Raw genomic sequence first — 12,755 nt, 5'->3', positions numbered from 1 at the left:
TGGGCCGCCTGCCATGCCGCCGTCGCGGGAACGGCCTCAGCCGGCTTTTCCCCAGCCGCCGGCAGTAGGGGTGATGACGGTCACCGCCTCTCCTGGTTCCAGCACGGTCTGGTCGCAGGCAGCGAGCACCTCGGTCCGTCCGTCGCGACGGCGCACCTCGGTTCGTCCCGGCTCTCCGGCGCCGCCGCCCGCGACGCCCTGCGGCGGCCGGCCGCGGTGCGAGGCGAGGATCGCGCAATCCATCCGCTCCAGAAAGCGCAGGGTCCGGATGGTGCCGTCCCCGGCACAAACCGCGCCCTTCCCGCCCGAGCTTTCCCGCAGCGCGAACCGTTCCAGCACCACCGGAAAGCGGGTTTCCAGGATCTCGGGGTCGGTCAGGCGCGAGTTGGTCATATGCACATGCACCCCCGACGTGCCGTTGAAAAGCCGACCGTCATTCGTCCGGCCCGCGGGGCTGCCGGAGCAGATCGTCTCGTAATACTGATGGACGTCGTTGCCGAAGGTGAGGTTGTTCATCGTCCCCTGCGAATTGGCGATGGCCTCCAGCGCGCCGAAGATCGCGTTGGTTACATGCTGCGAGGTCTCCACATTCCCCGCCACCACCGCGCGCGGATAGGCCGGGCGCAACATGCAGCCTTCGGGGATCACGATGTCGATGGGGCGCAGGCAGCCCGCGTTCATCGGGATCGGCGCCTCTACCATCACCCGGAAACAGTAAAGCACCGCCGCCCGCGTCACCGGCTCCGGCGCGTTGAAGTTGTTGGCGATGGCGTCCGAGGTGCCAGTGAAATCCACCCTGGCCCGGCGGTTGGCCCGATCGACGGTGATCTGCACGCGGATCACCTGGCCGGTGTCGGTTTCATAGCTGTAGGCGCAGTCGTCCAGCCGGTCGATCAGGCGCGCGACCTCTTCGGCGGCATTGTCCTGCACATGGCCCATATAGGCCTGCACCACGTCCAGCCCGAATTCGGCCACCATCTTGCGCAGTTCCGCGGCCCCCCGTTCATTGGCCGCGATCTGCGCCTTTAGATCGGCGATGTTCTGGCCCGGGTTGCGGCAGGGATAGGGGTGGTCGGTCAGCAGGCGATGCAGCTCCGCCTCGCGGAACGCGCCGCGCGATACAAGACGGAAGTTGTCGATCAGTACGCCTTCCTCATCCACCGTGGTGGCAAGGGGCGTCATCGAGCCCGGCGCCGTCCCGCCCACATCCGCATGATGCCCGCGTGAGGCGACCCAGAACAGAACCTCGGCCCCGGCATCGTCGAAGACCGGGCTGACCACGGTGATATCCGGCAGATGCGTACCGCCGTTATAGGGTGCGTTCAGGGCAAAGACGTCGCCGGGATGCACATCCCCCCGGTTCAGCCGGATCACGGTTTCCACCGAGCGGTCCATGGAGCCGAGGTGCACCGGCATATGCGGCGCGTTGGCCACCAACGCGCCCGAGGCGTCGAAAACGGCGCAGGAGAAATCGAGCCGTTCCTTGATGTTGACCGATTGCGCGGTGTTCTGCAGCGCCACGCCCATCTGTTCGGCGATATTCATGAAGAGGTTGTTGAAGACCTCCAGCAGCACCGGATCGGCGGTGGCCGCCCCCGCCGCCTGCGCGCGGGCGGCCCGTTCGTGCCGGCGCATCAGGATCAGGTCATCGGCCGTCAGGCCGGCGGTCCACCCGGGTTCGACCACGATTGTCTGGTTCGCCTCGATGATCAGCGCGGGGCCGCGCAGGCTGTCGCCGGGGGCCAGCCCCGCGCGAAGGTAGACGCCGGCCTCATGCCATTCGCCGCCCGAAAAGATGCGCACCCGGCGGTCGGCCGCGACGTCGCGGCCCTCGGCCCGGCCGCCGACCACCGGCATGGGGGCGGCGGTCTCGCCGCCCTCGACCTCGACAGCCTCGACCGTTACTTCCTTGTCCGGCGTCACGAAACCGAACTGCGCCTTGTAAATCGTCTCGAACGCCTGCCGCACCGCCACCATGTCGCCGTCATAGGGGACGTCAAGCGAGGTATCAGTGCCGGAATAGCGCAGATGCAGCTTGGTGCGCGTCGCGAGCCCGGCGGCATCCAGCCCCTGTTCCGCGAGTTCCTGCATCACCAGGTCGCGCAATTCGCGCTCCAGCGTTGCGATGGCCTCGCGGTTCCCGGCCAGCAGGGGCAGCATCAATCCCTGCTGTCGGCTGGCGGTGACCGAGGCAAGCCCGATCCCATAAGCGGAAAGCAGGCCCGACAGCGGATGGATCAGGATGTTCTCCATCCCCAGCGCATCGGCCACGAGGCACGCATGCTGCCCGCCCGCACCCCCGAAGGAGTTGAGCAGATAGCGCGTCACGTCATAGCCGCGCTGAACGCTGATCTTCTTGATGGCGTTGGCCATGTTCTCGACCGCGATCTTCAGAAAGCCTTCGGCGACCTCTTCGGCGCTGCGGCCGTCGGTCCGGGCGGCGATCTCCGCGAATTTCGTGGCCACCGTGTCGCGGTCCAGCGGTTGGTCCTGCCCCGGGCCGAAGATCGCCGGAAAGAGTTCGGGGTTCAGCTTGCCCAGCATCACATTCGCATCCGTCACCGTCAGCGGGCCGCCCCGCCGGTAGCAGGCCGGCCCCGGATCGGCGCCGGCGGAATCCGGCCCCACGCGGAACCGCCCCGGTTCGGCATGAAGCACAGAGCCGCCCCCCGCCGCGACGGTGTGAATGCGCATCATCGGCGCGCGGATGCGCACCCCGGCCACCTCGGTATCGAAGGCGCGTTCATATTCGCCCGCCGCATGGGCCACATCGGTCGAGGTGCCGCCCATGTCAAAGCCGATCACCCGGTCGAACCCGGCCTGCGCGGCCGTGCGCACCATCCCCACCACGCCGCCGGCGGGGCCGGAAAGAATCGCATCCTTGCCCCGAAAGCGGTCTGCGGCGGTCAGCCCGCCCGAGGACATCATGAATTGCAGTGTCGGCCCCGCCTGATCCGGGGGCGTCGCGCCCAGAATCCGTGCAACCCGCTGCACGTACCGCCGGAGGATCGGTGAGAGATAGGCGTCAACGACCGTAGTGTCGCCGCGCCCCACCAGCTTGATCAGCGGCGAAACCTCATGGCTGACCGAGACCTGACCGAAGCCCGCGGCACGCACCACCTCGGCCAGCGCAGCCTCATGCACCGGGTTCTTCCACGCGTGCATGAGGACGATCGCCGCGGCCCCGATACCGTCGGCACGCGCGGCCTCCAGCGCCGGGCGCAAGCCGTCGATGTCCAGCGGACGCTCCACGCTGCCATCGGCCAGCAGACGCTCCTCGACCTCGATCACCCGTTCATAAAGCTGCTCGGGCAGAATGATCTCCTTGGCGAAGATGTCCGGCCGCGCCTGATATGCGATGCGAAGCTGGTCGCGAAATCCCTTGGTAATCAGAAGGATCGTCCGGTCGCCCTTGCGCTCCAGCAGCGCGTTTGTGGCGACGGTCGTGCCTATGCGTACGGTGCCGATCCGGTCGGGGGGCAGGGCCGCCCCGGGGGCTGCGCCCAACAGGCGGCGGATACCCTCGATCGCGCTGTCCTCATAGGCCTCGGGATTTTCCGACAGCAGCTTCAGCGGATGCAACCCGCCCTGCGGATCGCGACCGATCACATCGGTAAAGGTGCCGCCCCGGTCGATCCAGAAGTCCCACCGCTGCCGTCCAGTGGCCCGGGTTCCCGTGGCTTGGGTCATCGCATTCTTCTCCGCTGTTGGTGATGATGGGGTCTCTCCGACCTCTTTGACAAAATGTTGACAAATTGTACATGAGCCGTCAACCTTCCCCGGACATCGAAGACAGACGGACGGATAAACCGTTCGCATCAACACAACAGAGAGGACTGCCCATGTCGCACTTTCCCCGTGCCGGCCTTTTCGCGGCTGCCATCGCCCTTGCCGCACCTGCGGCCGCGCAAAACTGGGACATGCCCACGCCTTATGGCGACGGCATCTTCCACACCCAGAACATCATGCAGTTCGCCGAGGATGTGGCCGAGGCCACCGAGGGCCGGCTGAACATCACCGTGCATTCCGCCAACTCGCTTTTCGGCCACGCCGAGATCCGCGACGCCGTGCGCGACGGGCTGGTTCCGATCGGTGAGTTCCTGCTGTCGCGGCTGGCGAACGAAGACCCGATCTTCGCGCTCGACTCCATCCCCTTCCTCGCCTCCTCTTACGACGATGCCGAACGGCTCTGGGCCGCCTCGCGCGAGGCGGTGACGGACCGGCTGGCGGAACAGGGGCTGACGGTGCTTTACGCGGTGCCCTGGCCGGGACAGAGCCTCTATCTGCGGCGCGAGATCACCGATCCCGCCGAGATGGCCGGACTGAGCTTCCGGGCCTATAACGTCGCGACCGAACGTCTGGCACAGCTTCTGGGCGCGACGCCGACGCAGGTCGAGGAAACCGACGTCCCCACCGCATTTTCCACCGGTCGCGTCGAGGCGATGATCACCTCGCCCTCGACCGGGGCCAATGCCCAGGCATGGGATTTCACCAGCCATTACATCGACACGCAGGCCTGGCTGCCCAAGAACATCGTGGTGGTGAACACCGACGCGTTCGAAGCCCTGTCCGAAGAGGATCAGGCCGCGATCCTCGCCGCCGCCGAAGAGGCCGAGACCCGCGGCTGGGAGATGTCGCGTGCCGAAACCGCCGAGAAGATTGCCGAGCTTGAGGCTGGCGGCATGATCGTCTCGCAGCCCTCCGAGGCACTGGCCGCCCGGTTGCAGGAGATCGGCGAGACCATGACCTCCGAGTGGGAGGCAAGTGCCGGCCCCGAAGGCGCCGCTGTGGTCGAGGCCTATCGCAACCAGTAACGGCACGCGGCTGGCCCTGCCGGGGCCGGCCCGTCATCAACCGGCCCGTCATCAACTGGCCTGTCGGGCCGGTCAGACCCGCCAAGACATGGGGACGGCACGATGCGCAAGGCGCTCGAGACTCTTTACGGCGCGGCCCTTGCGGGCACCTGCATCGCGCTGGCGACCATTGCTCTTCTGGTCTTTCTTCAGGTGTCCGGCAGGGCGCTGGATCAGGTGCTGGTGGCGCTTGGCCAGCCACGGCTGGGCCTTTCCGTCCCGTCGCTGGCCGAGATCGGCGGATATCTGTCCGGCGTCGCGGCCTTTCTCGCGCTGGGGCCGGCCCTGCGCAGCGCTAGCCATATCCGCGTGACGCTGGTGCTGCGGGCCTTTGGCCCGCGCGGCGACCGGATCGCGACGGCGCTGGTCCTGCTGGTGGCGCTGGGGCTTGCGCTGTTCATGGTCCGCGCGATGGGCGCGCAGGCGCTGACCTCGTATCAACGCGGATCGATGTCCTACGGGATGCTGCCGGTCAGCCTGTGGATCCCGCAGGGGCTGATGGTGCTGGGCCTTGCGATCTTCGTTCTGGCACTGCTGGACGAACTTGTGACATTGATCCGCCGCGGCACCGCCCCCTTCCGTGACATCGAGCGGAACCGCGAGATCACCGAAGGGGGCCACTGATGGATATCACGCTCCTTTCGGCGCTGCTGGTGGTGGTGCTTTTCGGGCTGCTGCTGTCGGGGCTCTGGGTCGGATTTGCGCTGCTGGCCGTCGGCATGGTGGCGATGGAGCTTGCATCGAGCGCGCCGATGGGCGCCGTCTTTGCCCGCCGCATCTGGGGCGCGATGACCGGCTGGGACCTGACCGCGCTGCCGATGTTCATCTGGATGGGCGAGATCCTGTTCCGGTCGCGCCTGTCATCGGACATGTTCGCGGGCATGGCGCCGCTGACCCGGCGGCTGCCCGGCGGGCTTCTGCATGTCAACGTCTTCGGCTGCGCGCTTTTCGCCTGCGTTTCGGGCTCTTCGGCGGCGACCACGGCGACGGTGGGGCGCATGTCGCTGCCGGAACTGCGCGCGCGCGGCTATGATCCCGGCATGGCGATCGGCACGCTGGCCGGGGCGGGCACCTTCGGGTTCCTGATCCCGCCCTCGCTGATCCTGATCGTCTATGGTGCCGCGACCGAACAAAGCATCGCGCGGCTGTTTCTGGCGGGCGTCGGTCCGGGACTGCTGCTGGCGGTGCTCTTTTCCGGCTATGTGATGATCTGGTCGCGGCTCAACCGGCACCGGATGCCGGCGCCCGAACCCGCGCCGGGCTGGCGCGAGCGGCTGCGTGCGCTGGGGCTGCTGGCGCCGACCATCCTGCTGATCGTCGGGGTGATCGGTTCGATCTATGCGGGCCTTGCCTCGCCGACCGAGGCCGCGGTGATCGGCGTCGCCGGCGCGCTGACCATTGCGGGTCTGACAGGCGGGCTGGACCGGGCCAGTTTCCTCGCCTCGCTCAAGGGTGCGGCGCTGACCAGCTGCATGATTGCCTTCATCCTTGCGGGCGCTTCGTTCCTGACCGTCGCCATGGGCTTTACCGGCATCCCGCGCACACTCGCTGCCTGGATCGGGGAACAGGGCCTGTCGCAGTTCGGGCTGCTGGCGGTGCTGTTGCTGTTCTTCATCGTGATCGGCTGCTTTCTGGACGGTATCTCGATCGTGGTGCTGACCACCTCGGTCATCCTGCCCATGGTCATCGCCGCAGGCATCGATCCGATCTGGTTCGGCATCTTCCTTGTGCTCGTGGTCGAGATGAGCCAGATCACCCCGCCCGTCGGCTTCAATCTCTTCGTGATCCAGTCGATCAGCGGGCGCAACATCTTCGAAGTCGCCTGGTACGCCCTGCCATTCTTCCTGCTGCTGGTGCTCGCAACCGCGATCATCGCCCTTTTCCCCGAGATCGCCCTATGGCTGCCCAGCACGATGATGAGCAACTGACGCCGATCGGGCCGATCGTTTCCTCGGCCCATCTGGCGAATTCGGCGCTTCCGGCGCTGTCCGAGCTTGAGTTCGCGCTGACCATGGCGAACAACGCCTTCCAGAGGTGGATCATGCGCTGCATGGCCGCCGCGGGACAGCCGATGTCGCCGCTGGAGGTGCTGATCCTGCATCTGGTGAACCACCGCGACCGATCCAAGACGCTGGCCGACATCTGTCTTGTCCTCAATATCGAGGACACGCATCTGGTCAATTATGCCATCAAGAAACTTGCGGCGCAGGGTCTTGTGCGGCTGGGGCGCAAGGGCAAGGAAAAGACGGTCGGCATCAGCCCCGAGGGTGCAGCGCTCTGCCTGCGCTACCGCGAGGTGCGCGAGGCGCTGCTGGTGAAATCGGCGCTGCAGATGGGGATCGACCCGGCCGAGCTTTCGCGGCTGTCCACGTTGCTGCGGGCGATGTCGGGCGAATACGACCACGCGGCCCGCGCGGCGGCCTCGCTTTGATGACGCGGGCCGGGGTGATGGGCGTCCGGCTGACGGCGGCCCTGGCCTGGATCGCGCGGCACGGGCGGTACGCGCTTGTTGCGGGGCTTCTGGCAGGTGCGCTGCTGCCCGGTCTGGCGCAGGCGATGCGTGGCGCGATCGCCCCGCTGATCGTAGCACTTCTGTTCCTTGCCGTGCTGCGGCTGGGTTCCGAGGGGCTGCGGGCGGGTGCGGCAGGATTGCACCGGGCGGTGGGGCTGACGCTGGGCATGCAGTTTGTGCTGCCGCTGCTGGCCGCGGGTACCTTTGCCGCAGCGGGGGTGGCGCAGCATCCACTTGCCATGGGTGCGGTGCTGATCCTTGCGGCGGCGCCGGTTACGGGCAGCCCGAACCTTGCGCTGCTGGTGGGCGCCGATCCCGCGCCGGCCCTGAGGCAGCTGGTGCTGGGCACGGCGCTTTTGCCGCTGACGGTGGTGCCGGTCTTTGCCCTGATGCCCGCCTTCGGCGAAACCGCTGCGGTGCTGGGGCTGGCGCTGCGGTTGCTGGCGGTGATCGTCCTTGCGGGGGGTGCGGCACTGCTGCTGCGCAGCCGGTTGCCCGCGGGACCGGACGCGACGCGGGACAGGACAGCCGTGATCGACGGGGTTTCGGCCCTGCTCCTGGGCCTTGTGGTGATCGGGCTGATGTCGGCGATCGGGCCGGCCCTGCGTGCGGCGCCGGGGCTTCTGGCGGTGACGCTGGCGGCCTGTTTCGCGCTGAACCTGCCGCTGCAGGTCCTTGCGTGCCGCCTTGCCGCGCGGCGGAACCCGCGCGCGGCGCCCGCGATCGGCATCACCGCCGGCAACCGCAACGCCGCGCTTTTTCTCAGCGTCCTGCCCGCGGCCACGGTGGATGATCTGCTGCTTTTCATCGGCTGTTTCCAGATCCCGATGTATCTGACGCCGCTGCTGCTGAACGGCTGGTATCGCCGGATCGCGGCGGACGCCACCTCGCGCTAGAGCATGATCATGCAAATGGAAGCATATCCGGCATTGCGCGTCACCGTCTCCAGGGCCGCGGCCAGATCGGCCCCCAGTGCGCTGGCGCTCGACTGGCGGCCGGCCGTCGTCACGGGCCGTGTAGACCTCGTCGATCCCGACGTGACAGGTCGTAAGCCCCCGATCAAGGCACCGTGTCGCCTTGAGCCGGATCCCGTGGCCTTGGGCTGCCTCGATGATCGCCACCCGGACAGCGCCGATGTCCTCAACAACATCCTGCCGCGTAAGGGCAGGGGGGTGAGAAAGAAAATTCCATCCCCGTCACGCGGCCCGGCCCGACCTATACCGCAGTCCGAAGTGGAGGAAGACCCGGAAAGAGAAGAGGTGCAGCGGGTGGAGGCGTTTTCGGAGCCTGCAAGTGGGGAGCTTGTGTCAGCGGGAGATCAAGTTGCCGCGCCGCCACGTACATCGTCTCTGCACACATCTCAGGCGAGACATGAAGCGGCCGCGGGGGCCTCGCCACCGGACATGGTATCGCTTCCCCGTACCCGACGCACCCCGACGACGCGCAAGACCGACATCCGGGTGAATGCGCTGGAAGGGCAGGAGGATGCCCTCATCGACTGCGGCGGATTCTGCCCATGTGGTCCTCGCCGCCCTGCGCCGGGCGGCCAGGAACTGGCCGCGCCTATCTGTTGGCTTGTATCGAAGGATGACATCTGAAACCCCCCTCACTGGCAAACCGGTCATGCGCATCCCCTGCAACAAGACCGATAGGCTCGCGGGCAACATCTACCAATGGAACAACGGCGATCTGCAACCTGCCTGGCTGTGCACCAGCGCATGACCGACGCGTGCTATGAGCCAATGGTACAGACTGCCTGACGGAGCTTGCATCTGGTAAGACCGATCCGGAGCGGTGCAGGGATCCTCTTGGTTGCTACATGGGCATAGCGTGCCTCCAACACCTGTATCACCCGAGCGTCCCTATCGGCCTCAAGCAATTGGGGGCAAAGCTGTGCCGCGGCGTGCGACTGGCAGACCATCACACCCTGGCCGGAACATGCTGACCGTGGGGTCGTTGAGCCAGCATGATGAAGTGGAGATACTCGTGATGGCCATCACCAGAACGATCTTCTGGCGGCGTCTGGACACCGACGGGCTGGAACGGCTCCTGGTTACCGAAGACGACCACGGGATCTTCGTCAAAGGGACGATCCTGACGACGGAAAACGGAGGTTGTCGCCTCGATCATGACTGGCGTCTCGACAGCAACTGGGCGACTCTTCGCGCCGCCGTCTCGCGCGAGGGCGCTGACGGGCAGAAAACGCTGCGTCTCGACCGGGCGGGTGCCAGTTGGACGGTCAATGGACAGACCCGACCCGATCTGGATGGAGCAAGCGACGTCGATCTCTCGCTTACGCCGTTCTGCAACACCCTCGCACTTCGCAGGCTCATGGGGACTGGTGGCGACAGGATAATGCTCGACATCGCTTACATAGATGGGGCCACTCTCAGCGTTGCACGGTCGCGCCAGGCCTATGATCGTATCAACAACCGATGCTTCCGCTACCGCGACCTGGGCCTTGCCATGGGGTTCGAAGCGCTGATTGACGTCGACGACCGCGGGTTCGTAACGCGATATGAGGGCCTCTTTGAGCGGAGGGGCTAAGCATGATACGGCCCAGGACGACTCAGGCATCGCTCTTGTCGGCAGCGCCCGCCGGTGATGCGTCGATCTCCGCCATTTTCTCCATATCTCCGAGGACGGCGATCGCATGCGCGGCGTAGGGCCCGATCCAACGCTTCTGCACGTCATGGATCGGAAGGGCGTCGAGATGGTTCCAGCGTTCCCGACCGCGCCGTTCGACGACCACCAGCCCGGCTTTTTCCAACAGTGAAAGATGCTGCATCACCGTGCACCGGTCGAGATCGCTCAGCGTCTCGCACAGAGCGCCCGTCGTTTTCGGACCGTCCTTGATCAGGTCCAGGATCTGTCGCCGCGTCCGGTGACCAAGCGCCTTGAACAGCGTGTCGAATTTTTCTTCGATTGACATGTTATATTTTTATAACATTATGGAGGGGAAGCCAAGAGGATTCGTATCATGGAGCTGAAATTCACCGTGGCCGGGCGGATCGCGAAGCCGGTGGAAGAGGTCTTCGAGGCCGTGGTCGCGCCCGAGCGCCTGTCGCAGTATTTCACGACCGGCGGCGCGCGAGGGCGGTTGCAGCCGGGGGCGGAGGTGACGTGGGATTTTCACGATTTTCCTGGCGCCTTCCCGGTTCTGGTCCAGGAGGTCGTCCCGAACAGCAAAATCGTGCTGCAATGGGAGGCCGACCAGAAAGCCGCCACCTGGACGACCGTTACCATGGAATTCAGCCCGCTGGATGATGGGCGCACGCTCGTGCGGATCAGCGAATTCGGCTGGCCGGAAACAGAAGCCGGCCTGACCTCCTGCTTTGGCAACTGCGAAGGCTGGACGGGGATGCTCTGCGCCATGAAAGCCTGGCTGGAGCACGGGATCAACTTGCGGGACGGCTTCTACAAGTAATCCGAAGTCCGAAAGAGGAGATGCATCAAATGGAACCCGGCAAAAACATAGCCATCAAGGTGCCCTTGCGTCGCTGGGAAGACACGGTGGCCTTCTACCGTGACAAGGTGCGCCTGACAATCACGCGGGAGTTGGACAACAGCACGGGGTTCGCGTTTGGCAGCCTGACCCTCTGGATCGACCGCGTCCCGCAGCAAAGCCAGACGGACCTTTGGATCGAGCTGTTCGACGACGATCCCGACGCCGCATTGTCACATCTCGGAAGCCCCTGCAGGGACGAGCTGGAGCCGCTGACGAACGTGACCGGACACTGGACTTCGGACCCGGCCGGAACAGTCATCCTGCTGCGCAAGGAGCAGATGGGATGAAGTTGCAACGATTTCACCCGGCAGCAATGGTCCGCACAAGGACGCAACGCGTCGCAAGGAGCCCAAGTCCTCACGCTCTGGTCAGAACTGGGCGGGTTGAGGCGACCGTGAGCCTCGTAGGGCTCTGCGGGTTTATGAAATACGTCAGGACGCTAAGCGGGCGCAGGATCTCCAACATCAACGAACACGCTGGGAGCAAACCAATTGCGCACAAACTTCGTACATGGTCACCGTCGACTGTTTTGCAGACAACCGGATTGCTGCGTGTGACACAGAGCTGGTCGGTCGAAGCGTTTCATACGCTGCATCACGTAATAGATGTTATGTTATATATCAGTGTGAATGGCGAAAGGCGGATCTTACGGGCGCAGCGCACGAACGACAGCGATGCGCTGGCACCGTTCGAAAGATAGTCAAAACATGGACAAAGACGTCCGACGATGTGGCAAGACGGAACCTCAACACGCACTTCAGTGCTGTTGTTAAGCAAGTATTTCCGCTGTTCACCTAGGAAGCCTAGCGAGATAGAGGTTTCAATATCTGCGGCACAACTGCAGACCTGATGATCTTCGTCCCCGCTTCAGAAGCGATTTCACCTCGCAAGCCAGCCTCCATCGACATTGAGGATTGCGCCGTTGATGTAGTCGGAGGCTGGGGCGGCGAGGAACACGGCGGTCTGGGCGATGTCCTCGGGGCGGCCCCAGCGGCCGGCGGGGATGCGGTCGAGGATCGCCTTCGACCGCACGGGATCGGCGCGCAGCGCCTCGGTGTTGTTCGTCTCGATATAGCCCGGCGCGATGGCGTTGACGTTGAGCCCGCGGGCCGCCCATTCATTCGCCATCAGCTTGGTCAGCCCCGCGACCCCGTGTTTCGACGCGGTATAGGACGGGACGCGGATGCCCCCCTGAAACGACAGGAGCGAGGCGATGTTGACGATCTTGCCCATGCCGCGCGGCAGGGCTGCGCGGGCAAAGGCCTGACAGGTAAAGAACAGCGCCTTGAGGTTCGTGTCCATCACCGCGTCCCAGTCAGCCTCCGAGAAGTCGACCGCATCCTCGCGCCGGATGATGCCCGCATTGTTCACCAGAATGTCGATCCGTTCCGCGGCAAAGACCNTCACCTCGGCCCCCGCCTGCGCCAGCGCCACCGCGATGGCCTGCCCGATGCCGGTATTCGCGCCGGTCACCAGCGCGGTGCGGCCCGCCAGCGAAAAGGGGCTCATCGCAGGTCCCCCGGCTGGATGAAGTCCATGTCGGTATAATCGACATTGTCGCCGGCCATCGCCCAGATGAAGGTATAGCCGCCGATCCCCGCGCCCGAATGGATCGACCAGGGCGGCGACAGCACCGCCTGCTCGTTGGCGACGAACAGGTGGCGTGTCTCCTGCGGTTCGCCCATCAGGTGCAGCACGCGGGCTTCCGGCGCCATGCCGTGGTAAAGATAGGCCTCCATCCGCCGGTCATGGACATGGGACGGGATCGTGTTCCAGACCGAGCCGTCCTCCAGCGTCGTGTAGCCCAGCACCAGCTGGCAGCTCTCCATCACCAGCGGGTGGATGAACTGCTTGATGGTGCGCTTGTTCGAGGTCTCGACCG

At 65.5% G+C, this 12,755-nt stretch carries 13 protein-coding genes; 9 read left to right on the top strand and 4 right to left on the bottom strand.

Features of this window, described 5'->3' with window-relative positions; translation table 11 throughout:
- Positions 1-36 precede the first annotated feature (36 nt).
- Positions 37-3,690, bottom strand: a complete 3,654-nt coding sequence (locus tag ACFSGJ_RS00065) for a hydantoinase B/oxoprolinase family protein (protein WP_390258368.1) — start codon at positions 3,688-3,690, stop codon at positions 37-39.
- A 152-nt stretch (positions 3,691-3,842) separates the two neighbouring features.
- On the opposite strand from ACFSGJ_RS00065, the gene ACFSGJ_RS00060 reads away from it, so the two are divergent.
- The 7 genes from ACFSGJ_RS00060 (at position 3,843) to ACFSGJ_RS00030 (ending at position 9,912) form a co-directional block, all read left to right on the top strand.
- Entirely contained in the window at positions 3,843-4,814 is a 972-nt protein-coding gene (locus tag ACFSGJ_RS00060; RefSeq protein ID WP_390258366.1) for a TRAP transporter substrate-binding protein, read from the top strand.
- Between the two features lie 102 nt (positions 4,815-4,916).
- A complete protein-coding gene (locus ACFSGJ_RS00055) occupies positions 4,917-5,477 on the top strand; it encodes a TRAP transporter small permease (RefSeq protein WP_390258364.1) in 561 nt (186 codons plus the stop codon).
- Positions 5,477-6,781, top strand: a complete 1,305-nt coding sequence (locus ACFSGJ_RS00050) for a TRAP transporter large permease (protein ID WP_390258363.1) — start codon at positions 5,477-5,479, stop codon at positions 6,779-6,781. The genes ACFSGJ_RS00055 and ACFSGJ_RS00050 overlap by 1 nt, the downstream gene beginning before the upstream one ends.
- Positions 6,751-7,284 (top strand): winged helix DNA-binding protein, encoded by a 534-nt coding sequence (locus ACFSGJ_RS00045; protein ID WP_390258361.1) that lies wholly within the window; start codon positions 6,751-6,753, stop codon positions 7,282-7,284. Before ACFSGJ_RS00050 ends, ACFSGJ_RS00045 begins: the two co-directional genes overlap by 31 nt.
- Positions 7,284-8,261 (top strand): hypothetical protein, encoded by a 978-nt coding sequence (locus ACFSGJ_RS00040; protein ID WP_390258359.1) that lies wholly within the window; start codon positions 7,284-7,286, stop codon positions 8,259-8,261. The genes ACFSGJ_RS00045 and ACFSGJ_RS00040 overlap by 1 nt, the downstream gene beginning before the upstream one ends.
- 9 nt (positions 8,262-8,270) lie before the next feature.
- Entirely contained in the window at positions 8,271-8,963 is a 693-nt protein-coding gene (locus ACFSGJ_RS00035; protein WP_390258358.1) for a hypothetical protein, read from the top strand.
- 391 nt (positions 8,964-9,354) lie between these two features.
- Positions 9,355-9,912, top strand: coding sequence for a putative glycolipid-binding domain-containing protein (locus ACFSGJ_RS00030; RefSeq protein ID WP_390258356.1), 558 nt, complete (start codon positions 9,355-9,357; stop codon positions 9,910-9,912).
- A gap of 22 nt (positions 9,913-9,934) precedes the next feature.
- On the opposite strand, the gene ACFSGJ_RS00025 is transcribed toward ACFSGJ_RS00030, so the two are convergent.
- Entirely contained in the window at positions 9,935-10,297 is a 363-nt protein-coding gene (locus tag ACFSGJ_RS00025) for an ArsR/SmtB family transcription factor (protein ID WP_390258354.1), read from the bottom strand.
- 48 nt (positions 10,298-10,345) lie between these two features.
- Between ACFSGJ_RS00025 and ACFSGJ_RS00020 the strand changes: the two genes are divergently transcribed.
- Together ACFSGJ_RS00020 and ACFSGJ_RS00015 are read left to right on the top strand one after the other, a co-directional pair.
- Positions 10,346-10,792: an SRPBCC family protein gene (locus ACFSGJ_RS00020; protein WP_390258352.1), complete on the top strand. Its 447-nt coding sequence runs from the start codon at positions 10,346-10,348 to the stop codon at positions 10,790-10,792.
- A gap of 29 nt (positions 10,793-10,821) precedes the next feature.
- Positions 10,822-11,160, top strand: coding sequence for a hypothetical protein (locus tag ACFSGJ_RS00015; RefSeq protein ID WP_390258350.1), 339 nt, complete (start codon positions 10,822-10,824; stop codon positions 11,158-11,160).
- Positions 11,161-11,752: 592 nt separating this feature from the next.
- Here the strand turns inward: ACFSGJ_RS00015 and ACFSGJ_RS00010 are convergent.
- Positions 11,753-12,382 (bottom strand): SDR family oxidoreductase, encoded by a 630-nt coding sequence (locus ACFSGJ_RS00010; protein ID WP_390258348.1) that lies wholly within the window; start codon positions 12,380-12,382, stop codon positions 11,753-11,755.
- The coding region (locus ACFSGJ_RS00005) for a 5-deoxy-glucuronate isomerase (protein ID WP_390258346.1) at positions 12,379-12,755 on the bottom strand (377 nt) is incomplete at its 5' end. The genes ACFSGJ_RS00005 and ACFSGJ_RS00010, both read right to left, overlap by 4 nt.

It is taken from the genome of Halodurantibacterium flavum (genome assembly GCF_042681825.1).
Taxonomy (GTDB): Bacteria; Pseudomonadota; Alphaproteobacteria; order Rhodobacterales; family Rhodobacteraceae; genus Halodurantibacterium; species Halodurantibacterium flavum.
The sequence above is the reverse complement of the archived record's forward strand: the minus strand, read 5'-3'. Positions and strand labels throughout refer to the sequence as shown.